Annotated in this window: 14 protein-coding genes; 4 read left to right on the top strand and 10 right to left on the bottom strand. The window is 71.3% G+C overall.

Going from position 1 to position 25,004, the window contains the following annotated elements:
- Positions 1–70 precede the first annotated feature (70 nt).
- The 4 genes from NS2_RS08165 to NS2_RS08150 all read right to left on the bottom strand — a co-directional run bounded on the left by NS2_RS08165 (position 71) and on the right by NS2_RS08150 (position 18,735).
- Entirely contained in the window at positions 71–1,063 is a 993-nt protein-coding gene (locus NS2_RS08165) for a daunorubicin resistance protein DrrA family ABC transporter ATP-binding protein (protein ID WP_033086692.1), read from the bottom strand.
- Entirely contained in the window at positions 1,060–14,826 is a 13,767-nt protein-coding gene (locus NS2_RS08160; RefSeq protein ID WP_147207120.1) for a non-ribosomal peptide synthetase, read from the bottom strand. The genes NS2_RS08165 and NS2_RS08160 overlap by 4 nt, the downstream gene beginning before the upstream one ends.
- A 371-nt stretch (positions 14,827–15,197) precedes the next feature.
- A complete protein-coding gene (gene lnt, locus NS2_RS08155; RefSeq protein WP_081985757.1) occupies positions 15,198–17,150 on the bottom strand; it encodes an apolipoprotein N-acyltransferase in 1,953 nt (650 codons plus the stop codon).
- Positions 17,140–18,735, bottom strand: coding sequence for an amidohydrolase (locus tag NS2_RS08150; protein ID WP_033086693.1), 1,596 nt, complete (start codon positions 18,733–18,735; stop codon positions 17,140–17,142). The genes lnt and NS2_RS08150 overlap by 11 nt, the downstream gene beginning before the upstream one ends.
- Before the next feature lie 110 nt (positions 18,736–18,845).
- Here NS2_RS08150 and NS2_RS35895 point away from each other — a divergent pair, with 110 nt between their 5' ends.
- From NS2_RS35895 to NS2_RS08140, 3 genes are read left to right on the top strand one after another with little or no spacing between them, the layout of a single operon-like run.
- Positions 18,846–18,986, top strand: coding sequence for a hypothetical protein (locus tag NS2_RS35895; RefSeq protein ID WP_155239597.1), 141 nt, complete (start codon positions 18,846–18,848; stop codon positions 18,984–18,986).
- 23 nt (positions 18,987–19,009) lie between these two features.
- A complete protein-coding gene (locus tag NS2_RS08145; RefSeq protein ID WP_033086694.1) occupies positions 19,010–19,213 on the top strand; it encodes a hypothetical protein in 204 nt (67 codons plus the stop codon).
- A complete protein-coding gene (locus NS2_RS08140) occupies positions 19,206–19,526 on the top strand; it encodes a hypothetical protein (RefSeq protein WP_033086695.1) in 321 nt (106 codons plus the stop codon). The genes NS2_RS08145 and NS2_RS08140 overlap by 8 nt, the downstream gene beginning before the upstream one ends.
- 19 nt (positions 19,527–19,545) lie before the next feature.
- On the opposite strand, the gene NS2_RS08135 is transcribed toward NS2_RS08140, so the two are convergent.
- The 5 genes from NS2_RS08135 to NS2_RS08115 all read right to left on the bottom strand — a co-directional run bounded on the left by NS2_RS08135 (position 19,546) and on the right by NS2_RS08115 (position 23,148).
- Positions 19,546–20,040 (bottom strand): FxsA family protein, encoded by a 495-nt coding sequence (locus NS2_RS08135; protein ID WP_033086696.1) that lies wholly within the window; start codon positions 20,038–20,040, stop codon positions 19,546–19,548.
- An 82-nt stretch (positions 20,041–20,122) separates the two neighbouring features.
- Positions 20,123–20,785, bottom strand: coding sequence for a response regulator (locus tag NS2_RS08130; RefSeq protein ID WP_033086697.1), 663 nt, complete (start codon positions 20,783–20,785; stop codon positions 20,123–20,125).
- Between the two features lie 49 nt (positions 20,786–20,834).
- Positions 20,835–21,299 carry a hypothetical protein gene (locus tag NS2_RS08125; protein WP_033086698.1) on the bottom strand — a complete coding sequence of 155 codons (465 nt, stop codon included), beginning with the start codon at positions 21,297–21,299 and terminating at the stop codon, positions 20,835–20,837.
- Between the two features lie 59 nt (positions 21,300–21,358).
- A complete protein-coding gene (locus NS2_RS08120) occupies positions 21,359–21,817 on the bottom strand; it encodes a MarR family winged helix-turn-helix transcriptional regulator (RefSeq protein WP_033086699.1) in 459 nt (152 codons plus the stop codon).
- A gap of 74 nt (positions 21,818–21,891) precedes the next feature.
- Complete coding sequence (locus tag NS2_RS08115) at positions 21,892–23,148, bottom strand: sensor histidine kinase (protein WP_036551309.1); 1,257 nt, start codon at positions 23,146–23,148, stop codon at positions 21,892–21,894.
- A 115-nt stretch (positions 23,149–23,263) separates the two neighbouring features.
- Between NS2_RS08115 and NS2_RS08110 the strand changes: the two genes are divergently transcribed.
- Positions 23,264–24,031: a TSUP family transporter gene (locus NS2_RS08110; RefSeq protein WP_033086736.1), complete on the top strand. Its 768-nt coding sequence runs from the start codon at positions 23,264–23,266 to the stop codon at positions 24,029–24,031.
- Positions 24,032–24,043: 12 nt separating this feature from the next.
- Here NS2_RS08110 and NS2_RS08105 read toward each other — a convergent pair whose 3' ends face one another.
- Complete coding sequence (locus NS2_RS08105) at positions 24,044–24,886, bottom strand: TetR/AcrR family transcriptional regulator (RefSeq protein ID WP_228102781.1); 843 nt, start codon at positions 24,884–24,886, stop codon at positions 24,044–24,046.
- Between the last annotated feature and the right edge of the window lie 118 nt (positions 24,887–25,004).

Raw genomic sequence — 25,004 nt, 5'->3', positions numbered from 1 at the left:
CCCTCGGCGCGGTGGCGGCCGTGCGCCTCGTCGGCGGCCGGCGGCGCGACGGGCTCGGCGGGGAGGGTCGTCACGACAGGATCTCCTCTTGGACGGGCTCGGGCTTGCGGGCGGATAAGTGGCGGTCGGCGGATTTGCCGGTGAGGGAAAGGAATACGTCGTCGAGGCTGGGCCGGTGCACGGTGGCGTCCACCACGCACACGCCCGCGTCGTCGAGGCGGCGCAGCGCCTCCACCATGGTGCGGGTGCCGTCGCCGACCACCACGGTGAGTTCGTCACTGCCCTCGCCGATTTCGGGCTCCCCGATGCCGACGCCTGCGAGCACCCGCTTGGCGGGCCGCGGATCCTGTCCGGCGGCGAGGGTGACGGTGAGCTTGTCACCGCCGATGGAGGTCTTGAGTTCGTCGGCCGACCCGCGGGCGATGACGCGCCCGCGGTCGATGACGGTGATGCGGTCGGCGAGCAGGTCGGCCTCGTCGAGGTACTGGGTGGTGAGCAGCACGGTGGTGCCGTCGTCGACGAGTTCGCCGATGACGCGCCACATATCGAGGCGCCCGCGCGGGTCGAGGCCGGTGGTCGGCTCGTCGAGCACGACCACCGGGGGTCTGCACACCAGCGCGCCCGCCAGGTCCAGGCGCCGCGCCATGCCGCCGGAGTAGGTGCCCGCCCGCCGCCCGGCCGCGTGCTCGAGACCGAGCGCGGCGAGCAGTTCCTCGGCGCGGTCGGCGGCCCGGCGATGGTTCATGCCGTACAGCCGGGCCACCATGCGCAGGTTCTCGAACCCGGACAGGTTGGCGTCGATGGCCGCGTACTGCCCCGACAGTCCCAGCCGGGTGCGGGCGCGGGCAGGATTCTTCAGCACGTCCACCCCCGCCACGCGTACCGTGCCCGAACTCGGGCGTAGCAGGGTGGTGACGATGCGCACCGTGGTGGTCTTGCCCGCCCCGTTGGGTCCGAGCAGTCCCATCACCGTGCCCGACGGAATCGCGAGATCGATGCCGTCGAGCACCCGCACCTTGCCGTAATACTTCACCAGCGCTTGCACTTCCACCGCGAGACTCATGCCGTCCCCTCCCGCCGGGCATCGATGGCCGCCAGCCGATCCCGCAGCACCGGCCCGATGACGGCGAGGGATTCGGGTGTCGTCATGCCGGCGTGCGTGCAGCGCACCAGCTGGTCGTGCACGACACCGGTGACGTAGGGCTCCCAGGCCGCGGCGCAGCGGTCCGGGTCGGCCCGGTTGATCTCGTCGTCGGCGGCGGTGAAGAACAGCAGGTCGCCGTCGAAGACGTGGGGCTGGAATCCGTGCGCCTGCTGCGCGCCGTTCTCGTAGCCGGTGTAGAGCCGTTCCAGGTGTTCCACGGTCAGCGCCGCGAACGGCCCGGAGCGGCTGCGCAGCAGTTCGGCCGCCTCGTGCAGGGTCATCCGCGGGTCGATGTCGGCGTCCCCGCCCAGCAGGTCGGAGCCGAATTCGGCGATGATGGCCGACACCGACGGCACGGCCGCCTCGAGCCACCGGTCCGAGAGCTGGTAACTGTCCATCAGCGCCAGCAGCGCCACCTCGTCGCCGCCCTGCTGCAATTGCACGGCCACCTCGTGGGCCAGCAGCCCGCCCAGCGACCAGCCCAGCACATGGTAGGGCCCGTGCGGCTGTACCGACTTCATGTGCGCCACATAGTATTTCGCGGCCTCGGCGATGGTGCGGTGGCTCTCCTCGCCCGCGACGTGCGGGGCCTGCAACCCGTACACCGGCCGCTCGTGCGGCAGGTGCGAGAGCAGTCCGGCGAAGCACCAGGACAGCCCGATGGCCGGGTGCACGCAGAACAGCGGCGGCACCGACGAATCCGCGGTGACGGGGCGCAGCGGCAGCACCGCGCCCAGGGCCGCGGCCAGCGCGGCACCGGCATCACCGTCGGCGGCGGCCAGCCGGGCGGCGATGGCGGCCGGGGTGGAGTCACCGAACATGGCCTGCACCGGCAGATCGACGCCCGCGGCCCGCAACTGCGCCACCACCTTGGTGGCCAGCAGCGAGTTGCCGCCGAGTTCGAAGAACCCGTCGTCGGCGCCGACCTGTTCGATGCCCAGCACCTCGGCGAAGGCGGCGCACAGCGCCTCCTCGATCGGGGTTTCCGGGGCCCGGTAGCCCTCGCGGGCCGCGAACACCGGTTCCGGCAAGGCTTTCCGATCCAGCTTGCCGACCGGTGAGAGCGGCACCCGGTCCAGCAGCATGATCGACTGCGGGACCATGTAGTTGGGCACCAGATCGGCCACGTGCGCGGTCAGTTCGGCCGTGGTCGGCGCGGAACCGTTGCGCGGCTTCACATACGACACCAGCGCGGTGGATCCGGCCGGGGTGCGATGCCCGATGGTGGTGGCGAACTCCACGGCGGGGTGCTTGGCCAGCGCCGCGTCGATCTCGCCGAGTTCGATGCGGAACCCGCGGATCTTGACCTGGTGGTCGGTGCGGCCCACGTATTCCAGATCCCGTGCGCGCCCGCCGCGTTCGAGCCAGCGGACCAGGTAGCCGGTGCGGTACATGCGCTCACCGGGCTTGCCGAACGGGTTGGCCACGAACCGCTGCGCGGTCATGCCCGGCCGGCGCAGGTAGCCGCGCGCCAGCGCCGCCCCGGCCAGGTGCAGTTCGCCGGTGACCCCGCCCGGGGCCGGCTGCAGGCGCGCGTCGAGCACAGTCGCGCCGACCCCGCGGATGGGACCGCCGATGGTGATCTGCCCGCCCGGTGTCATGGGCTGCGAGATCACCGTGACGATGGTGGTTTCCGTCGGCCCGTACACGTTGTAGAGCTTGCGGCCCGGGGCCCACCGGGTGACCAGATCCGGTGGCAGCGCCTCGCCGCCGACCAGCACGTGCCGCAGCGCGGTGACGCCGGTCGGGTCGACGGTGCCCAGCGCCGAGGTGGTGATGAAGGCATGGGTGATGCCCTCCTCGATGAACACCTGCCCCAGTTCCTGCCCGCCGACCACGCCGGGCGGGGTGATCACCAGGGTGGCCGCGCCGCCGAGGGCGAGCAGCAGGTCGAGCATGGCGGCGTCGAAACTCGGTGTGGCGAAGTGCAGTACGCGACAGCCGGGTCCGACATCGAAGCGGTGCGCGGTCTCGGCGGCGAAGTTGGACAGGCCGCCGTGGGTGACGACCACGCCCTTGGGGATGCCGGTCGAGCCGGAGGTGTAGATGACGTAGGCCGGGTTGTCCATGCGCAGCGACGTGGTGCGTTCGGTGTCGCTGATCGGCGCGTCGGAGGTGGCCAGCACGCGCCGCCGGAACGAGGGCGCGTCCAGCACGGTCCAGTTGGCCCCGTCGGGCATGCGCTCCCGGTAGGAGGACAGCGTGATGCCCACGGCCGCACCGGAGTCCAGCAGCATGTGGCTGATGCGCTGTTCCGGGTAGTTGGGGTCCACCGGCACGAACGCGGCCCCGGCCTTGGCGATGGCCAGCATGACCGCCACCGATTCGGCCGAGCGCGGAATGCCCATGGCGACCAGGGTTTCCGGGCCGACGCCGTAGCCGATGAGGACCCGGGCGAGCCGGTTGGTCCAGCGGTCGAGGGCGTCGTAGGAGATCTGGGTGCCGGCGGAGCGGACCGCGATGGCGGAGCGGTTGAGGTTGGCGGCGGCCTCGAACACCTCGGGGAAGGTGATGGGCAGCCCGGGCTCGGTGCCGCGCACCGGTGCGAGCGCCGACCATTCGCCCGAGTCCAGGAGTTCCAGATCGCCCACGGCGGTGGCCGGATTCGCGGCGGCCGCGCCGAGCAGCCGCACGAACCGTTGCGCCAGCCGCGCCGCGGTGGCCTCGTCGAACAGGTCGGCGGCGTAGTTGACCGAGACCGTGATGCCGTCGGGTTCGCGCTTGCCGGTCCAGGATTCGGTGAGGGTGAACTGCAGGTCGAATTTGGCGATGCCGGGGTCGGCGTCGTCGGCCTCGATGCGCATGCCCGGCAATTCCAGGACCCGCACCGGCTGGTTCTGCACCGACAGCATGACCTGGAACATCGGGTGATGCGCCTGCGAGCGCACCGGATTGAGCACCTCGACCAGCCGTTCGAACGGCACGTCGGCGTGGGCGAAGGCCTCCAGGTCGGTGTCGCGGACCGCGCGCAGCAGGTCCGCGAAGGCGGCCCCGCCGTCGAGGTGGGTGCGCAGCACCAGGGTGCCGACGAACATGCCGACCATGCGGTCCAGCGCCGGATGTCCGCGTCCCGCAATGGGTGTGCCGACGGTGATGTCGTCGCCGGAGGTCAGTCGATGCAACAGTGCCACCAGTGCCGCGTGCAGCACCATGAACATGGTGACGCCGTGTTCGGCCGCGAGATTTTGCAGTTCACGGTGGGTGAAGGGGTCGAGCGTGCATTCCACGGTGCCGCCGCGATAGCTCGGAACCGGCGGTCGTGGCCGATCTGCAGGCACTGCAAGCAGTTCCGGGATGCCGTCGAGGGCGCGCCGCCAGTAGTCGAGCTGGCGGCTGATCACCGACTCCGGATCGTCCTCGCGGCCCAGCACATCCTGCTGCCACAGCGTGTAATCGGCGTACTGGATGGGCAATTCGGGCCATTCCGGGCTCTGCGCTTTGCCGTCACGACCAGGCGCTTTGCCGTCACGACCGGACGCCTTGCCGTCACGACCGGCCGCACCGCCGTCGCGACCCGCCTTGCCGCTGTGGGCCCGGTAGGCGGCGGCCACATCGGCGGCGAGGGGTTGCAGCGACCAGCCGTCCATGGCGATGTGGTGCACCACCAGCACGAGCACATGTTCGGTCTTGCTGCCGGTGATCCGCAGCAGCGCGGCCCGCAACGGCACGCAGGTGGCCAGATCGAACCCGCTCGCGGTGACGCGGCGGATCTCCTCGGGCACCGCGCTTTCCGGCACGGTGCGCAGCGGCAGGGTGACCGCCGCCTCGCCCGGTTCCAGGATCTGCTGGCAGGGTTCGCCGTCGATCTCGGGGAACACGGTGCGCAGGGTTTCGTGGCGGCGCTGCACCTCGTGCAGGGCCGCGCGCAGTGCCGGGATGTCGAGCTCGCCGTGCAGGCGCAGTGCGACGGGAACGTTGTACGCGCCCAGCGCTTCCCCGTGGTCGCCGGAGGCGTTGAACTGCTCCAGGAACCACAGCCGCCGCTGGGCGGCCGACAGCGGAATCCGGGCGGGCCGGGTCCGTTTGCGCGGTTCCGGGCGCAGGTCCGCCGAGGCGGATCCGGCGTCCAGGGCCGCCGCGAGCCCGGCCACGGTGGGTGCGGCGAAGACCGTGCGCACCTCGAGGCGGACCCCGGTGGCGGTGGCCAGCCGCGCCACCAATTGGGTGGCCAGCAGCGAGTTTCCGCCGACCTCGAAGAAGCTGTCGTCCGCGCCGAGCGCCTCGGCCCCGACCAGCTCCCCCATCACCTCGGCGACCAGGCGCTCGGTGTCGGTCTCCGGATCGCGGGAGACCACGGCGACGACGGCCTGGGGTTGCGGCAGCGCGTCGCGGTCGAGCTTGCCGACCGGGGTGAGCGGAATGCGGTCGAGCAGGGTGATGGCGGACGGAACCATGTGCGCCGGCAGCTCGGTGGCGCAGTGGGCCCGCAGCTCCTCGAGGTCGGGTGCCGCGGCCGGGTCCAGGGGCAGCACATAGGACACGATGCGCCGCGCGCCCGCGATCTCGCGGACCTCGGTGTGAGCGAAGCGGATCGCGCGGTGCGCGGTGAGCACGCCGTCGATCTCGCCGAGCTCGATGCGGAATCCGCGCACCTTCACCTGGTGGTCGCTGCGGCCCAGGTAGGCGATCTCGCCGCCGGTGGTCCAGCGCACCACGTCGCCGGTCCGGTACAGCCGCGACCCCTCGGGACCGTAGGGGTCGGCCACGAAGCGGGACGCGGTCAGGTCCAGGCGCTCGAAATAGCCGCGCGCACAGCCCTGTCCACCGATGTAGAGCTCGCCGGGCACGCCGACCGGGACCGGGCGCAGGCGTTCGTCGAGGACCAGGGCGCGGGCCCCGCGCACCAGGGTGCCGATGGTGATGGGCGCGCCGACGGCCAGCGGTCCGGCGATGGTGACCACCACGGTGGTCTCGGTCGGCCCGTACCCGTTGAACATCATGCGCCCGGGTGCCCAGCGCGCCACCAGTTCCGGCCCGCACGCCTCTCCGCCGACCATGACCGAACGCAGGTGCGGCAGCGCCCAGCGTTCCCGGTCGATGGTGGCCAGGGCGGCGGGGGTCATGAAGGTGTGCGACACCTCCTCGCGGTCCATCAGGGCCGCCAGTTCGTCCCCGCCGTACACGTCCGGCGGGACGATGATCATGGTCGCGCCCGCGCCGACCGCGAGCAGCAGGTCGAAGATGGCGGCGTCGAAGCTCGGGGACGAGAAGTGCATGGTCCGCGAGTCCCGGTCGACCCGCATGCGCTCGCGGATCTCGTCGGCGAAATTGGACAGGCCGCCGTGGGTGACGGCCACACCCTTGGGTTTTCCGGTGGAGCCGGAGGTGTAGATGACGTAGGCCAGGTCCGCGGTCCACAGGGTGGTGGCGCGTTCGGCGTCGGTGAGGGTCCCGTCGTCGAGAACCTCGAGTTCGTCGAGGAGTTCGGCGTTGTCCAGCAGCAGCCAGTCGACCGGGTGGTCCCCGGCGGCGGTGTGGAGGTCCGCGGAGTGCTCGGTCATGCTGATGCCGACCCGGCAGCCGGAGTCGACGAGCATGTGCCGCACCCGATCCGCCGGATAGTTGGGGTCGACCGGCACGAACGCGGCGCCGCACTTGGCGACGGCCAGCACCGCCAGCACCGATTCCACCGAGCGGGTCAGGCCGAGCGCCACCCGATCACCGGGGCCCAGGCCGCGGTGGATCAGGGCGCGCGCCAGCCGGTTCGAGTAGACGTCCGATTCCAGATAGGTGAGTTCGGTGTCGTCGAAGCGCAGGAACACGCGGTCCGCGTTGAGGTGCGCGGTGGCCGCGCAGTAGGCGGCCAGGCTGCACTGCGGTTCGGGCGCGGGACCCCAGGCGGGGGTGAACATCTCGCGTTCGAGTTCGGTGCGCGCGTCGATGTCGCGGACCCGCACGCGCGGGTCGGCGGCGACCGCGGCGAACACCCGCAGCATCCGCTCGGCCAGGGTGTCGACGGTGGTCTGGTCGAAGAGCTCGGCGGCGTAGACGAATTCGAAGACGCGGTCGTCACCGTTGTCCGGCCCCGGCAGCACCCGCAGTTCCAGGTCGAACTTGGCCAGGGCGATATCGAGTTCCTCGGCGTGCAGGGACAGGCCGGGCAACCGCAGCGCGGGCACCGGCGTGTCCTGCACGGTGAGCGCGACCTGCAGCAGCGGGCGCGCCCCGTAGCGGCGTTGCCGCTCTTCGCCGTCGGCGGTCTGCAGTTCCTCCACGACCCGCTCGTAGGGCACCTCGGCGTGGGCCATGGCGGCCAGTTCGGTGTCGCGGTCGGCCTGCAGCAGTTCGGCGAAGCTGCGGTCGGGGTCCACGTCCGAGCGCAGGATCAGGGTGTTGACGAACATGCCGACCAGGTCGTCGAGGCGGGTGTCGGTGCGCCCGGCCACCGGGGTGCCGATGACCACGTCGCGGCCGCCGGTGACCGCGCGCAGCAGCACGGCCAGGGTGGAGCGCAGCACCATGAACAGGCTGACGCCGTGGGCGCGGGCGACGTCGGCGAGCTTGCGCTGCAACGCCTCCGGCACCTCGAAGCGCACGGTCCCGGCCCGCCCGGTGGGTTCGGCCGGGCGCGTCCGGTCGTAGGGCAGCGGCAGTTCCTCGGGCAGGTCGGCGAGCGCGTGCCGCCAGTACGCCAGCTGGGCGGCCGCGGCGCTGTCGGCGTCGGTGTCGGCGCCGAGCAGGTCACGCTGCCACAGGCTGAAGTCGGCGTACTGCACCGGCAGCGGCGCCCACGTGGGTGCGGCGTCGCCGTGGCGGGCGGTGTAGGCGATGGCCAGGTCACGGGTGAGCGGGGCCAGCGACCAGCCGTCGGCGGCAATGTGGTGCAGCGCGATGCCGAGCAGGTGACGGCGATTCCCGGTGCGCAGCAAGGTCATTCGCAGCGGGATCTCGCGGGTCAGGTCGAAGCCGCGCCGGGCCAGGGAACGCAGTGCGGTGCGCGCGCCCACGTCGTCGGTCTCCACCGGCTCGAGCACCGGCAGGCACCGGGCGGTGTCGAGAACCACCTGGTAGGCGCCGTGTTCGTCCTCGGGGAAGACGGTGCGCAGCACCTCGTGGCGCTCCACCACGTCGGCCAGGGCGGCCCGCAGCGCGTCGATGTCCGGATCGCCGTCGATCCGCAGCACGAAAGCGATGTTGTAGGCGCTGGATTCGGGGGAATATCTGTTGAGGAACCACAGTCGCTGTTGCGGCAGCGACAGTGGCACGCGCTCCGGGCGCGGCGAGTGCACAGCCAGCGCGATACGCTGCGTCCGGGGCGCTTCCGCGAGCCGGGCCGCCAGGCCCGCGACGGTTGGCGCCTCGAAGATGGCCCGCACCGGCAGCTCGACACCGAATTCGGTGTGCAGGGACGCGGTCAGGCGGGTGGCCAGCAGCGAGTTGCCGCCGATCTCGAAGAAATTGTCGTCCGCGCCGGGCACGGTGGCGCCCAGCACCGCGCCGAACACCAGCGCGACCTGTTGTTCCAGTTCGGTTTCCGGGGCGCGGGTGGGCGCGGCGGCGACGAACTCGGGTGCGGGCAGCGCCTTGCGGTCCAGCTTGCCGGACGGGGTGACCGGCATGGCGTCGAGGATGCTCAGCGCCGAAGGCACCATGTAGCCGGGCAGCCGCCCGCGCGCGGCCTCCAGGACCGCCGCCGGTTCGAGTTCGGTGTCGGCGGTGAGATAGGCCACCAGGCGCGGGATTCCGCGTTCGTCGTGGTGGACCACGGTGAGCGCGAAGGTGACTCCCGGGTGCGCGGCCAGCACGTGGTCGATCTCGCGCAGTTCGATGCGGAAGCCGCGGATCTTGATCTGGTCGTCGGCGCGGCCCAGGAACCGCAGCTGCCCGGTGCCGTCGGCGACCACGAGATCGCCGGTGCGGTACATGCGTTCGCCGCGGCGGCCGTGCGGGTTGGCCGGGAAGCGTTGCGCGGTGAGGTCGTGGCGTCCGAGGTAGCCGCGGGCCAGACCGGGGCCCGACAGGTACAGCTCGCCCGCCACACCCGGCGGCACCGGGTGCAGGCGGCCGTCGAGGACGAACAGCCGCATGCCGCGCACCGGCCCGCCGATGGGCACCGGCTGCCCGGCGACCATGGGTCCGGTGGCGGTGGCGGCGACGGTCGCCTCCGACGGGCCGTACATGTTGTGCATGCGCCGCGCCGGGAGGCCGGGCCGGGATTCCGGTGCGGTCCAGACGGTGACGAGTTCCTCCGGGCAGGCTTCGCCGCCGACGATGACGGCCTCGAGGTCGGGCAGGTCGTCGGCGGGCACGGTGCCCAGCGCGGCGGGGGTGACGAAGGCGTGGGTCACCTTCTCCTCGCGCAGGATGCGGGCCAGCTCGATGCCGCCGAAGATGCCCGCGGGCACGACCACGATGGTGGCCCCGGCCGCGAACCCGAGCAGCAACTCCAGCACCGAGGCATCGAAGCTGGGCGAGGAGAAGTGCAGTGTGCGAGCCGAATCGGTGACCTTGAACAGGTGCATCTGCTCGTGCGCCAGCGAGGACAGCCCGGCGTTGGTGACCACCACGGCCTTGGGCCTGCCGGTGGAGCCGGAGGTGTAGATGAGGTAGGCCGGGCCGCCGGTGCGCAGCGGGTGGTGGCGGTCGGCGTCGGTGACCGCGGTGTCGGGGAACTGCGCGCATTCCTCGGCGAGCTGGTCGGAGCCGAGCAGCAGCCAGTCCACGTAGCTCTTGCGGTGGCGGCCGCGGCTGCCGGGCCAGTCCGGCAGTTCGGCGCGGCGTTCGGCGTCGGTGATGCCGAGCATGGCCCCGGAGTCGGCGAGCATGTGGGCGATGCGGTCCGACGGGTAGTCGGGATCGATGGGCACATACGCCGCACCGGTTTTCGCCACCGACCAGACCGCGAGAATGCTGTCGTGGCCGCGCGGCAGCGCGATGGCCACCACCACCTCCGGGCCCGCGCCGTGCTCGATCAGCACCCGCGCCAGGCGGTTGGAGCGTTCGTCGAGTTCGCGGTAGGTGGTGTCGGCGCCGAGGTAGCGCACGGCGACCGCGTCGGGCACGCGTTCGGCGGTGTCGGCGAGCAGCCGGGCCAGGCTGATGGCGGGCTCGGCCGGGGAGCCCATGATGGGCACCAGTTTCGCGGTCTCCCGCGCGTCCAGCAGCGGCAGGTCGCCGACCGGCAGGCTCGGGTCGGCGACGGCGGCGGCGAGCACCACGCCGAAGCGCCGGGCGATGGCCTCGACCGTGGCGCGGTCGAAAACGTCGGCGGCGTAACCGAATTCGGCGGTGAGCGGAGCGCCATCGGCGGGGCCGCCGGCCGGTTCGTGCACGGTCAGCTGCAGATCGAACTTGGCGACGTCATCGGCCATGGGCAGGACTTCGGTGTCCACGCCGGGCAGATCGACGCGCAGTTCGGGGCTGCCGTCGTAGGACAGCATGACCTGGAACAGCGGGTGCCGGGCCGCGGAGCGCTCCGGATTGACCACCTCGACCAGCCGCTCGAAGGGCACGTCGGCGTTGGCGAAGGCGTTCAGGTCGGTGTCGCGGACCTCGGTGAGCATGCGGTCGAATCCGGCGGCGGGATCGACCCGGGTACGCAGCACCAGGGTGTTGACGAACATGCCGACCAGATCGTCGAGGGCCGGATCGCTGCGCCCGGCGATCGGGGTGCCGATGGCGATGTCGGTGGTGTTGCACAGGCGCGCAAGCACTGTCGCGAGGGCGGCGTGCAGCACCATGAAGGTGCTGACCCCGCGTTCGGCGGCGACGGCGGCCAGGGCGCGGCGGGTGTCGGAGGGAATGGTGAAGGCGACGGTGCCGCCGTCGGTGGAGCGCTGCCGCGGGCGCGGGCGGTCCAGGGGCAGGTCGAGCTGGTCGGGCAGGTCGGCCAGGGCCGCGCGCCAGTAGGCCAGTTGCCGGGCCAGGGCGCTGGCCGGGTCGGCCTCGTCGCCGAGCAGTTCGCGTTGCCACAGCGCGAAATCGGCGTACTGCACCGGCATCGGCGTCCACGCCGGGGCGTGCCCGCCGGCGCGGGCGGCGACGGCGGTCATGATGTCGCGGATGAGCGGGGCGATGGACCAGCCGTCGCCGCTGATGTGGTGCAGCACCATGAGGAAGACGTAGGCGTCGGGTCCGGTGGCGTAGAGCGCCACTCGCACCGGGGCCTGGCTGCGCAGATCGAAGCTGTACCCGGCGAATTCGCTCGCCAGGGCGTGGACGTCGGCGTGGGTGGCGTCGATCGGGTCGAGGGTGAGCGGGATCTCCGCGGCCGGGTGCACCAGCTGGCAGGGCCCGTCGGGGGTGTCGGGGAAGGTGGTGCGCAGGCTCTCGTGCCGTTCCAGCACGTCCACGAGACCGGCCCGCAGGGCGGGAATGTCCAGGGGCCCGGTGAGTTTCACCGCGAGGGGCATGTTGTAGGCGGCGGCGTGCTCGGCGAAGCGGTTGAGGATCCACAGCCGCTGCTGTGCCAGCGACAGCGGAATATGTTGCGGGCGTGGCCCGGCGACCAGTTTCGGCGAGGCGTGCTCGGGGCGGCTGTCGGACAGGCGGGTGGCCAGGGCGGTCACCGTGGAGGTTTCGAACAGGTCGCGGATGGTCAGCGCCGCGCCGAGCGCGGCATTGACCCGCGCCACCGCCCGGGCGGCGGTCAGCGAGTTGCCGCCCAGGTCGAAGAAGCTGTCCTCGACATCGAATTCGTCGGTGCCGAGGACTTCGGCGAAGATGCCGGTCAGCTGTCTCTCGACGGCATTGCTCGGGGCGGCGGCGGGGCGGGCCGGGCGGCGCGCGCCCGCATCGGGCTCGGGCAGTGCCTTGCGGTCCACCTTGCCGTTGGCGCTGAGCGGTAGTTCGTCGAGCACCATGAGGAACGAGGGCACCATGTAGCTCGGCAGGGTGCGCCGCAGGGCCGCGGTGAGCTCGGCGGTGTCGAGCGGCTGCGCGGGACCGAAGGACTCGGCCCCCGGCGCGCCCACCACGTAGGCGATGAGTTCGTCGCCGCCGCGGCCGCGGCGCGCCACGCACACCGCGCGCGCCACCCGCTCCTCGGCCAGCAGGGCGGCCTCGATCTCGCCGAGTTCGATGCGCAGGCCGCGCACCTTGACCTGGAAGTCGCTGCGGCCCAGGTATTCCAGCACGCCCGAGCGGCCGCTGCCGCGCCAGCGCACCAGGTCGCCGGTGCGGTACATGCGGGTGCCGGGGGTGAACGGGTTGGCCACGAACCGGTCCGCGGTGAGCGCGGCCCGGCCCAGGTAGCCGCGGGCCAGCTGCACGCCCGCCAGATACAGCTCACCCACGACGCCGGGGGCGACCGGTTGCAGGCGGGCGTCGAGCACGTAGGTCCGGGTGTTCCAGATGGGCGCGCCGATCGGCACCTCGGTGGTGCCCGGGACGCAGTGCCAGGAGGTGACGTCGACGGCGGCCTCGGTGGGCCCGTAGAGGTTGTGCAGCTGTGGGGCTTCCGGGCCGGCGCCCAGGGCGGCGTGGAATTCGGCGACGGTGGCGGCGGGCAGCGCCTCACCGGAGCAGAACACGCGGGTCAGTCCGGTACACCCGGCCACATCGGTGTCGGTGAGGAACACCGACAGCATGGACGGCACGAAATGCGCGGTGGTGACGCCCTGTTCGGCGATGACGCGGGCCAGGTAGCCGGGGTCGCGGTGGCCGTCGGGGGCGGCGATGACCAGCCGTGCGCCGATCTGCAAGGGCCAGAAGAACTCCCACACCGACACGTCGAAGGTGGCGGGGGTCTTCTGCAGCACCACGTCGGAGCCGTCGAGCGGGTAGGCGTGCTGCATCCAGCGCAGCCGGTTCACGATGGCGGCGTGGGTGACGCCGACACCCTTGGGTTTGCCGGTGGAGCCGGAGGTGAAGATGACGTAGGCCAGATGGTCGGCGCGCAGGGGCGCGCGCCGGTCGGCGTCGGTGACGGGGCGGCCGGAATGGCGGGAGAGGTCGGCGGTGTCGATGTCGAATCGCGGTGCGGTGCGGGGCAGTTCGAGCCGGTCGCGGACGGTGGTGAGCACGCACAGCGGGCGCGCCTGTTCGAGGATGGCCTCGATGCGGTCGGCCGGGTGGTCCGGGTCGATGGGCAGGTAGGCCGCGCCCGCCTTGACGATGGCGTACATGCCGATCAGCAGGTCCAGGCTGCGGCGCACGGCCAGGCCGATCAGGGTGTCGGGGCCCACGCCGCGCGAGACGAGTTCGCGGGCCAGGCGGTTGGCGCGTTCGTCGAAGGCGGCGTAGGTGAGGGTCTCGCCCTCGTAGTCCAGGGCGATGCGGCCCGCGGACATGGCGGCGCGGTCGGCGAAGAGCCCGGCCAGGGTGCCCTCCTGGCGGGCGACCTGGGTCGAATTCCATTCGTGCAGGACGCGTTCGCGTTCCAGGTCGGTGAGCACCGGCATGTCGGCGATCACGGTTTGGGGTGCGGCGCCGACGAAGCGGGACAGGTAGTCCAGGAAGCGCCCGTGGTGCATGGACAGTTCGGCGTCGCCGTACAGGCGCGGGTTGGCCTCGAAGTCGATGTGGATGCGGTTGCCCAGGCCGTTGTAGAGGTTGATGGACAGATCCTCGACCGGTCCGGTGGACAGCACGTTGATCGAGCCCATGAGGCTGCCGAACTTCAGCTCGCTGTGGAAGAGCATCAGGTTGACCATGGGGCCGAAGAAGCCGCGCGCGTCGCGGGAATAGCCGCAGTCGCGGCGGATGTCGTCGCTGCGGTAGCGCTGGTGCCGCAGCGCGCCGGTGATCTGCAGTTCGATGGCGCGCACGGTGTCGGCGACGGTGTCGGTGGCGCTGAACTGCACCCGGATCGGGACCACGTTGGACACCACGCCGCCGGAACGGCGCAGCGCGACAGTGGTGCGCGCGGAGACCGGCAGGCTCAGCACCACGTCCTGGGTGCCGGTGACCGCGCGCACGTAACCGGCCAGGGCGGCCACGAACAGCGCGGAACTGTTGGTGCCGAACGCGGTTGCGGCGGCTTCGATGGCGGTTTCGACGTCGCGGCCGATGACGGCGGTGGCGGTGCGGCGCCCGCCGTCGGACACCACCGGCAGCGATCCGTTGCCCGACAGCGTGATCGGCTCGCCGACGCCGGTGAGCTGTTCGCGCCAGTAATCGCTGTCAGTGACGAAACGGCTGGTGTCACGGTAGCGGTTCTCGTCGCCGTAGATGGCGGCCAGCGGTGCCGCGCGGGAGACCACCGGCTCGGTCTGGTTCTCGAGTGCGGTGTAGATCTCGGCGGCGCGGGTGGTGGCGTTCATGGCGCCGTAGCCGTCGATGACGATGTGGTGGCCGCGGGTGTACCAGATCCAGTCCGAATCCCCGACGCGCAGCACCACATTCATGGTGAGCGGGTCGCGCTCGATATCGATGGGCGAGCTGGCGTGCTCGTTCATCCAGGCGCGGGCCGCGGCCCGCGGATCGGGCTCCTCGCGCAGGTCGATGCGGGCCCAGCCGGGCCGCCAGCTGGGATCGACGACCTGGTGCGGGACGCCGTCGATCTCGAGCAGGCGCACGTGGCCGACTTCGCTTTCGGCGCCGAAGCGTTCGATGGCGTAGAGCAGCCGGCCCACGTCCAGATCGCCGTGGATCTCCACGAATTGCGCGATGGTCAGCGGAATGTCGGGCCGGATGCGCTGGGCGTACCAGAGGGCTGATTGCGCGGGAGAGAGCGCGAAAGGTTGAGCCGAGAATTCACCCGAAGAACATTGGTCGACACGGTCGGTGGCCAATGAACTCATCAAACACTCCGTTCTGACGCTGTAGACGCAACTCCCCGAGCCCCGAAAAATCGAAAACGGCAGGCCGCCAATCCGGCTTTCGCGCGCACGCGCGAGCCGTAGGACGTGGCCCACGCCCTATGATTCGGAGCATCCCGCCGAGCGGATCGGTGGTGATCTCGAGTTGCCCGCAACGGACAGCGTTGACGGAGCGAGGATTCAGTTCAGTTACCTCATAGCAAATCTCGCGAGACTCGCTTAACTCGCATAAGGGAACCGCACGAACTCGGACATATCGGAAGCTCCAACAAGCCCTGGCAATGAACTGGCGAATCGAGTCGCCGACGCGGGACGGCCCTCACACACGAACCCGCGATTACTGCGCCGAAAGGTCATTCAGCATTCTGGGCGGTCGGTTTACTGAGCTGCTTCCGCCGCCGAGTGACCGCCGCCACACCGGCAGCCGCGGCAAGGATACACAAGAAAACCTCCGGCGCGGGCCCCAACCGCGTCGCGAGTGTCGTGTTGTCGCGCAGCGGCAGCGTCGCCACCAGCGCCGCGGGCTCGAACTGCGGCGTGCGCTGCTGGATCGCGCCGTCGGCGGTGATCATGGCGCTGACCCCGGTGGTCACCGAAACCACCACGGCGCGACCGTGCTCCACCGCGCGCACGCGCGACATGGCCAGCTGCTGATAGGTCATCTCGGAGCGGCCGAAGGTGGCGTTGTTGGACGGGACCGTGAGGATCTGCGCCCCGGCCTGCACAGCCTGCTCGAAGGCCCGGTCGAAGACGACCTCGTAGCAGGTGGCCACGCCGATCGCGACGGGCGCGCCGCCGCTCGCGGGTTGCACGTGCACCACGCCGTCCCCGGTGCCGGGGACGAAATAGCCTGCGCGGTCCGCGTATTCGGAGAAGTGCCGGAAGAAGTTGCGGTAGGGCAGGTATTCGCCGAAGGGCTGGATGATCTTCTTGTCGTGCCGCTCCCCCGGCCCGGCGTCGCCGTTCCAGACGATGACCGAGTTGGTGGTGGTGCGATCGCTGTTGACCAGCACCGCGCCCACCAGGATGGGCGCCTTCACATCCTCGGACGCCCGCGAGATCTCCTGGGCCGCATCGGCATTGCGCAGGGGATCGATATCGGAGGAGTTCTCCGGCCAGATCACCACGTCGGGCTGCGGGGCGCGGCCGGCGGCGATGTCGCGGGCCAGTTCCTCGGTGCGCTTGACGTGATTGTCGAGAACCGCGCGGCGCTGGGCATTGAAGTCCAGGCCCAGGCGCGGCACGCTGCCCTGGATGGCGGCGACCGTGATCGGCCGGTTGCCGTCCTCCGGGCCGGGCAGCGCGGTCCGGAGGATCACTCCGGTGACTGGAACTATAGCCACAAGCATTGCCGCAGCAACAATCCGGTTCCACGATGTGAGACGCAGGGCTCCCCATCTGGGAGAATTCACTGTGACCGCAGCCACTTTCGAGCTACCGCCCGTTTCGCCTCGCAACCTTCGCAAAAGACCCAGCACCAGCGCGGCCAGACCGGTCCCCGTCAGCGCCACCGCGAAGCTCACCAGCGGCGCCCCGCCCACCATCGCGTAGGGCAGATACCACCCGTCGGCCTGCCCGAAAGCCAGTCTCCCCCAGGGAAATCCACCGAACGGAAAACTCGACCGCGCCCACTCCGTGAGCGACCACACCGTCGCCACCCACAACGGCCATCCCGGCAGCGTCGCGACCCACCGCGTCAGCGTGCCGAACAGCCCGACGTACACCGCGCACACCGTCGACAGCGCGATCCACGGCACCGGCCCCACGTAGATCCCCGTCCACGGCAGCAGCGGCAGAAAGAACGCCGCCCCCGCCACGAACCCGACCCCGAATCCCTCACGCGCCCTGCCGGTTCCACGCACCGCAAGGGTCAGCACCGCGATCCCCACCGGCGCCAGGAACCACAGCGTCCGCGGCGGGAAACTCGCGAACAACAACAGCCCGGCGATCACCGCGGCCAGCAGCCTGGGCAGCCAGGGACGGGCGGCGGCCGCAGTGACCAGCCACGCCACCGCACCGGGAAGTACACCCGAGACCGTCGAGGCGATGCGGTCCGAGGATGAACCGCCAACGCCCGCAGTAGGTTCCGACGCCGCACTGCCGGGTCGCGGTGCCGCTCCCCCCGGATTCGGTCCCGAGTCGGCGGGGACGTCGGCGCCTGCGGCGGGGACGACTTCGGCATCGGCGGCGGGCGACGTCCGCGCGCGGGAACTCCGTGTCACCGAGCCGTCGTCGGCGGCTGGGACACCGGTGGTGGCGGAGGGTGGTGCGGCGGAATCGGTTTCGGCGGCGGGGTCAGGCTTCATGGACGGTGACTCCGCGGTGCACGGTGCGCAGGCAGGTGGGGAGGGCGGCGTCGGGGGTGAGGGGCGGGAGGCCGGGGACACGGGAGCGGGGGTCGGTGGACCAGCGCTGGACGGTGTCGGAGGCGGCCGCGACGACGAGGTCGCGGGCGTCCCAGATGGCGTAGGAGGCAGGGGCTCCCGGGACCAGGGTGCCCGCGACGCCGTCGCGGACACCGCCCGCGCGCCAGGCGCCGCGGGTGGCGGCGGCGAAGGCGGCGCGGGGGGAGATCTGGTGGCCGGGGGTGCGGTGGTGGGCGGCGGCGCGGATGGCGTCCCACGGGCTCAGGGCGGTCACCGGGGCGTCGGAGCCGATGGCCAGGGAGATGCCCGCGGAGGCCATGGCGGCGAAGGGATTCAGGGTGGCGGCGCGGTCGGCGCCCAGGCGGGTCGCGTACATCCCGTCGGGCCCGCCCCAGGCGGCGTCGAATCCCGGTTGGACACTGGCGATCACGCCCCAGGCGGCCAGCTTGGCGATCTGATCGCCGGTGATCATCTCGGCGTGTTCCAGGCGGTGCCCGCGCGACGCCACGGCGGGGCCACCCAGTTCGGCGACGGCCCTTTGGAATCCGGCGACGACGGCGTCCATGGCGGCGTCGCCGATGACGTGGAAGCCGGTCTGGATCCCGGCTTCGGTGCAGGCGAGCACGTGGGCGGCGATGGCGTCGGCGTCGAGGTAGGAGGTGCCGGTGGTGTCGCGGTCGGCGTAGGGTTCGCGCAGCCAGGCGGTGTGCGAGCCGAGCGCGCCGTCCACGAACAGGTCACCGCCCAGGGCGTGCACCCCGAGTTCCTTGACCAGCGTGCGCGCCTCGTCGGCGGTGCGCACGGCCTGTCCCCAGTAGGCGCGCACCTCGACGCCGTGGGCGAACTCCAGCCGCTCCCGCACATCGGTGGCCCCGGAGATCTCGGGTCCCGCGCATTCATGCACGGCCACAACACCATTGGCGGCGGCGGCATCCAGGGCCGCGCGCCGGGCGGCGTCGCGCTGTTCACGGCTCAGCGCGCCCAGGGCCGCGCCGCGCACCCGGTGGTGGGCGTCCGCGCGCAGCGGCTCGCCCCGGGTGAACCCGGTGGCCTCGCCGATTCCGGGCACCGTATCCAGCAGGGCGGTGGAGGCGACGGCCGAATGTGCGTCCACCCGAGCCAGATACACCTGCCGTCCGGGCGCGGCCGCGTCGATGTCCTCGACCGTCGGCGGTCGCCCCCCGGCCCAGCGCGTCTCGTCCCAGCCTTCGCCGAGGATGATGCCTTCGGGCCGCGCGGCGGCATACGCCCGCACCGCGTCCAGGCATTCGGCGAGCGAACCCGCCTGCGCCAGATCGAGTCCCGTGAGCTTCAGTCCCAGTGCGGTCACGTGCACGTGCGGGTCCACGAATCCGGGCGCGACGAACGCGCCGTCGAGTTCGATGATCTCCGCGTCGGGATGCAGTGCCCGCCCGGGCTTGTCGAGCCCGACCCACACCACGGTCCCGTCGCTCACGGCCATGGCCGTCGCGTCGGGATTGCTCGAACTGTAGATGCGGCCGCCGACAAGCAACTGGGTACTCACGGGTCCCCAGTCTGCCCGACCCGCACGACGCGCCCGTCACCGCATCGCCCGGGTTCAGCGTGTCAGCGTCCGCAGCGCCTCCACCAGGTTCGGACCACTCGCGCCGAGAGGTGAAAGGAATCTGGCCGCGGTTTCACCCCGGCTCGCTCGGCCGCGTCGAGTCACGCGTGCCCGTCAGCGCGCCCGATCCCAACGCGGTGGCGAAGCGGCTGGTCACCGAGATCATCGAGCCGGTGCGCGAGCTGCGGTGACACCCCGGTACGACCGTGGTGGCATGAAGATCTCCGTGTCGCTACCCGATGATCGCGTGACGGAGTTGATCAAGCAGCAGCCGAACGTGTCCGACTTCCTGTACCGCGCCGCGCGGCGCATGCTGGTGGCCGAGGAGCTGGCCGCGCTCACCCCCGACGCGGAGGCCGCGGCCTTCGCCGAGGCCGCCGAGGCGTCGACGTCGGACGCCTGGGCCGCCGGTGCGTGAGGTTCCCCGCATTCAGGGGGAGATCTGGACGCTGCGGGGTGCGCGCGAGACCCTGCACACCGTGGTGGTGCTGGATTCGGTGCCGCATGTGGTGCGCGGCGGGCTGATCGCGGTGGCCATGGTGATCCCGGTGCGCGAGGCCCCCAATCCCCGTGCGCTGCTCACGATTCCGATCGCGGGCACCGACGAGGCGGTCGCGGTGTTCCGGCTGGCCACCTTCAGCGCGTCGCTGTTCGAGGAGAAGCTGGGCATGCTCGACAAGCCCACCCTCGAGAACGTGCGCATGGCGCTCCGGGCGCGATTCGACCTCTAGGCGCGAATCGCGGTGCGGCTCAGCGCGGGTCGATGGCCCGGTGGCCGTGTCCCTGGCCGTCGTCGTAGTACTCGGTGACCACCGTGGCATCGATGACCTCCCCGTCGGGGTCGATGACCACATTGCGGTAACCGTAGGGCCCGACCGCGGTGGCGACGCGGCTCAGCCGACGCGCGGCGAAGGCGGCCACGATCGGGCGGAACAGGAAGCGCGTCACCGGAATCAGAGCCAGCAGTCCCAGGGCGGTGGTGAGCAGGCCCGGCACGAACATCAGCACCGCACCGACCCCGACCAGCGCGCCGTCGGCGACGGCGGTGCCGGGATCGAGTTCACCGCGCGCGGCCCGGCGGAAGCCCTGGAAGACGCGCCGCCCCTGCGAGCGCACCAGCACCAGACCCACGGCCGACCCCGCCAACAGCAGCAGGATGGTAGGGAACACACCGATGAAGTGACCGACCACGACAAGGGTGGCGATCTCGGCGACGAACCAGGCGAGGAACAGCAGGGCGGGCATCGGGCGATCCTTTCGATCGATCTACTCCTGCCAACGCACGGCGACCCGGATTTTCTCCCGGGTGTCTCGCCGGTCACATCGGTTAGGCGCTGCCCGGGCGGACCAGTCCGGTCTCGTAGGCCAGGACCACGGCCTGCACCCGGTCGCGCAGGCCGAGTTTGGTGAGGACGCGGCCGACGTGGGTCTTGACGGTCGCCTCGGACAGGAACAGCACCCCGGCGATCTCGGCGTTGGAGCGCCCGGCGGCGATGTGTTCGAGCACTTCGCGTTCGCGGGCGGTGAGCACTTCCAGTACGCCCGGGTCGCGCCCGGCGGCGGGATCCTCGGCGATGAGCCGGTCCAGTAGCCGCTTGGTGACCTTGGGCGAGACCACCGCGTCCCCGGCGGCCACGCTGCGAATGGCGGAGATGAGGTCCTCGGGCGGGGTGTCCTTGAGCAGGAACCCACTGGCCCCGGCCCGCAGCGCGCCCAGGGCGTGTTCGTCGAGGTCGAAGGTGGTCATCACCAGAACCCGGCTCCCGCAACCGGATTCGATGATCCGCGCGGTCGCGGTCACCCCGTCGGTGATCGGCATCCGCACATCCATGAGCACCACGTCGGGGCGCAGTTCGCGGGCCCGCGCGACGGCGGTGGTGCCGTTGTCGGCCTCCCCCACCACGTCGATATCGGGGTGGGCACCGAGCACCATCTTCAATCCGGCGCGCATGAGTTCCTGGTCATCGACTACGAGAACGGTGATCGGCACCCTCACAACCTATCCGGTGGGCTCGGTGAACCCGGAATTCGCGCTCCGGTCACGACCGCCAGGAGCCGATGGCCGCGCGCCGGAGCGGTCGATCCAGGGTGGCGATCAGGTGGCCGGCGCAGGCCAGCAGCAGTACGCCCTGAATCATCGGGGCCACCACGGATTCCGCGCGGTGGGTGGCGATGCCGATGAACCCGTCGGCCATCTGGTTCACCGCGAGCAGCACCATCACCGGGATCAGCGCGATGCGGGCCCGGCGCACGACCAGGATCAGGGTCAGGATCGACAGCGCCACCGAGCGCACGACGAACAACTTCAGGTAGAGCTGATCGCCGGGGTCGATCGGCGTCGAGGAGCCGAAGGCCAGGGACGGATTGTGCGCGAACGCCAGCGCGAAGGCGGCCGACGCGACCGCGGTGAAGGCGGTCAGGGCGAGGATCGGCCACCAGCCGCGCGGGCGCGCGATCGGGCCGCTGGTGGACGGGGTGGGAGAGATGGATTCGGCGAGCGTCATGACAGGCTCCAAAAATAGACAGCTGACCTGTCCAGCATGGAACTGGACAGGTCAGCTGTCTAGTCCTCGATGGCGGCCTGCTCCGCCGCGTCGATCGCGGTCACCAAGTGCTGCAACAGCGCTCGGAGCAGCTCGACCTCCTCCGGGCTGGTCAGCTGCGCCCACTGCCGTTCGACCCGGTCTCCCGCCTCGGCAGCCACCGGCCGGGCGCGCCGCCCGCGCTCGGTGAGCAGCACCAGCTGCGAGCGCGCGTCGCGCGGATTCGGTTTCCGCTCCAGGTAACCGGCCTGGACCAGGCGTGTCACGGTCTCGGCCATGGTCTGCTTGCGCACCCCGGCCCGCACGGCCAGCTCGCCGACGGTGATGCCGTCGGCGGGCACGAACGGGAAGGCCTTCGCATCGCTGGGCCGGATGTCACCGAAACCGGCCGCCCGCATGGCCGCGCCGACGGCCTGCGCGTAGTGCCGGTGCAGCATGCGGGACAGCAGGGTGATCCGCGGCTTGCGGGGCGCGCTCATGCGAAGGAACCTAACTTGCAAGGAATATTGTCAGCTACCTGTCTACATTAGCGGGTGGCGGGTCCGCGGCAGCCTCACTCGCCGCCCGTCCGATCCAGGGGAATGGTGGCGCGCACGGTCCAGCCGCCGTGCGGGTTGCGGCCTGCGGACAGGGTGCCGCCCAGGACCGCGATGCGTTCACGCATGCCGACCAGGCCGAGGCCGCTGCCGGGGATGCGGGAGGGGGCGGGCGCGTCGGTGGTGCTCGCGAGGCCGAGTTTGGTTGCGCTGCCGGCGGATCCGTGCGCGCAGGCGCTGCCGGGGGTGAGGACGATGGCCGGGGTGAGTGCGCCGGAGTCGATGATCTCCACGACCACGTCGGTGTCGCGGCGGGTGACGCCCACCTCGGCATGCGGGTCGGGTCCGGCGTGGCGCAAGGTGTTGGTGAGCGATTCCTGCACGATGCGGTGGATGCCGAGGCTGATCTCGGGGGTGACGGTGTCGAGTTCGCCGCTCAATTGCAGGGACACGTCCAGGCCCGCGCTGCGCATCATGTCGACCACCTTGGCGATGCCGGCGGTGCCGTGCTGCGGAAGTTGTTCGGGCGCATGCTCGGTGCGCAGCAGCTCGACGGTGCGGCGTAGTTCGCGCAGGGCGTCGCGGCCGGTGCCGGCGATGGTGGGCAGCGCCTGTTCGGCGGCGCCGGGATCGTGGCGCAGGGCGTAGCGCGCGCCGTCTGCCTGCACGATGATGACGCTCACCGCGTGCGCGACCACATCGTGCAGCTCGCGCGCGATGCGGGTGCGTTCGGCGGCGACCGCGTCGTGAGCGCGGCGTTCGCGGTCGTAGTCGGCCACGGCCAGGCGGGCGGCGACCTCGGCGTCGTAGGCGTGGCGCGCGCCCACGAATTCGGCCATGGTCCAGCACAGGGCGTAGTAGAGCGCGGTGAAGGCGATGTCGGTGCCCGAGGGTTTGCCGATCGCGGCCGCGGAGATGAGGCTGTCGAGTATCAGAATGCCCAGGTAGATCAGCCCTTGGCGGCGCCCGACATAGGCGACCAGGGTGTAGAGCATGATGCCCCGTCCCAGTAGCGCCGGATGGACCGCGGTGTCCCCCACGCCCGCGTGCACCATCGAGGCGCTGATCGAGAGCGCCACGATCGCCAGCGCGGCCGCGCGGGTGTGGGTGCGGCGGAACACGATCGGCAGCGGCAGCAGCGCGCTGAACACCAGGTAGGTCGCCTGGTAGCTGCTGTTGCCCACGGCCAGCACGTCGATGGACGCCAATACCAGGGCCAGGACGGAATCGGTGATGAGAGGCTTGCCACGCAGCCACAAACTGAACCGGCGCACCCATCCACCCTACGGTCCCGCCCGCCCCCGCCCGGCCGAGCACGATCCCGGCCGCGGCGACGCGCCCGCGTTCTCCGGTTTGATCTTCGTCGGCGGGCTCTGGTTGGGTCGCGGTGTGAGCCTTGCGGACTGGGCGGTCCTGCTGACCGCGGCGACGGCGGCCGGATGGGTCGATGCGGTGGTCGGCGGCGGCGGCCTGATCGTGCTGCCGACGCTGTTCGTGGTGCTGCCCGGCCTCGCGCCGCAGACCGCCCTGGGCACCAACAAGATCGCCGCCTTCTCCGGCACCAGCGCCGCGGTGCTGACCTTCGCCCGCAAGGTGCCGATGCGCTGGAAGGTGCTGATCCCCGGCGCGGTCATCGCCGCGCTCGCCGCCGCCTGCGGTTCGGCCGCGGTCGCCCTGATCGACAAGAAGCTGTTCGTCCCGATCGTGATGGTCGTGCTCGTCGGCGTGGCGATCTTCGTGACCCTGCGCCCCTCGATCGGGGTCACCATGGCCACCCATCCCCCGACCCGCCGCAAGACCATCCTGGTCGTCGCCCTGGCCGCGGGACTGATCGGCCTCTACGACGGCGTGCTCGGCCCCGGCACCGGCACCTTCCTGATCATCACCTTCGCCACCCTGCTCGGCACCGAATTCGTCCGTGCCGCGGCCATGGCGAAGGTGATCAACTGCGGCTCCAACCTGGGGTCGCTGATCTACCTGGCGAGCACCGGCCACGTGCTGTGGGCGCTGGGACTGTCCATGGCGGTGGCGAATGTGGCCGGGTCCGTGGTGGGTTCACGCATGGCGCTGGCGAAGGGCGCGGGCTTCGTCCGCGCCGTCCTGCTGGTGGTGGTCGTCGCCATGGTCATCCGCCTCGGCTGGCAGCAGTTCGCCTGAGCCCGATACCGATCAGACGCGCGAGTCCTCGGATTGGCGGTGGACGATGGGCAGCGAGCGCGGACTGCCGCCGTCGGAGGCCGAGCGCTGCAGGGACTCCGGGGCCGGGCGGTGGATCGTCAACGGCCGAAACGGTTCCGGGTCCTGGCGATAGGAGTCGGAACCGGGATGTAGCGGGACCACGTCGGACAGCAGCGCGGCCTGCTCCCCCGGCAGTTCGCGCGGGGCCGGGGCGGGCTGGGACAGCCAGGGGGCCAGCACCTTCGAGGTGGTCTCCTGGATCTTGCGTTGCAGCGCTTCGCCGTCCTCGAGACCGGGACGCTGGAACAGCACGGTGAGCGCACCCGAGACCGCGCCGACCACCGCGCCGACCAGTGCGGCCGCGCCGACGTCGTCGAGCTCCTCGGGGAAGGCGGCACGCAACTGGCGGGCGATCTCCTGCTGGGAGGCGAGCTGCGCGTAGGCGGCGCGGCCGGACACGGCGGGGACGGTGCGCGAAACCTGGGCGCGCAGCACGGCGATGCGGGCGGCGAGGGTGTCGCCCAGGTGGTCGCCCGGGTTGTCACCGGCCGCGCGCAGGGCGCGCAGCAGCACCTCGACCGGGCGTTCGCCGGGGCGGCGGGTGGCGATGGCGCGCACGGCGGCCTGCACGCGTTCGTCCGGCTCGGGGAACAGCAGTTCCTCTTTGCTGGCGAAGTAGTTGAAGAACGTTCTGGTGCCGACTTCGGCGGCGGCCGCGATGTCGGCGACGGTGGTCGCCTCGTAACCTCGGCTCTCGAACTGTTCGACGGCGGCTTCGAGCAGGGCTCGGCGGGTGCGTTCCCGTTTGCGATCGCGGAGTGCGGATGGCGGCACACGGGCAGACAGTACGGCATCCGGTCAGCAAAACGTGGCATGTCCGGCAGTTGTGCGCGCCGTTTCACGGTGTGCTACATCGCAGTTCGCGCATCGTTGCAGCGTATGCAGTTTTGCG

It is taken from the genome of Nocardia seriolae NBRC 15557 (genome assembly GCF_007990715.1).
Lineage (GTDB): Bacteria > Actinomycetota > Actinomycetes > Mycobacteriales > Mycobacteriaceae > Nocardia > Nocardia seriolae.
This window is presented reverse-complemented; position numbering and strand designations above follow the sequence as displayed.

Excerpts from the sequence above, each read along its gene's own strand:
- NS2_RS08165 (WP_033086692.1), bottom strand. The coding sequence starts at position 1,063 with ATGAGTCTCGCGGTGGAAGTGCAAGCGCTGGTGAAGTATTACGGCAAG.
- NS2_RS08160 (WP_147207120.1), bottom strand. The coding sequence starts at position 14,826 with ATGAGTTCATTGGCCACCGACCGTGTCGACCAATGTTCTTCGGGTGAA.
- lnt (WP_081985757.1), bottom strand. The coding sequence starts at position 17,150 with ATGAAGCCTGACCCCGCCGCCGAAACCGATTCCGCCGCACCACCCTCC.
- NS2_RS08145 (WP_033086694.1), top strand. The coding sequence starts at position 19,010 with ATGAAGATCTCCGTGTCGCTACCCGATGATCGCGTGACGGAGTTGATC.
- NS2_RS08135 (WP_033086696.1), bottom strand. The coding sequence starts at position 20,040 with ATGCCCGCCCTGCTGTTCCTCGCCTGGTTCGTCGCCGAGATCGCCACC.
- NS2_RS08125 (WP_033086698.1), bottom strand. The coding sequence starts at position 21,299 with ATGACGCTCGCCGAATCCATCTCTCCCACCCCGTCCACCAGCGGCCCG.
- NS2_RS08120 (WP_033086699.1), bottom strand. The coding sequence starts at position 21,817 with ATGAGCGCGCCCCGCAAGCCGCGGATCACCCTGCTGTCCCGCATGCTG.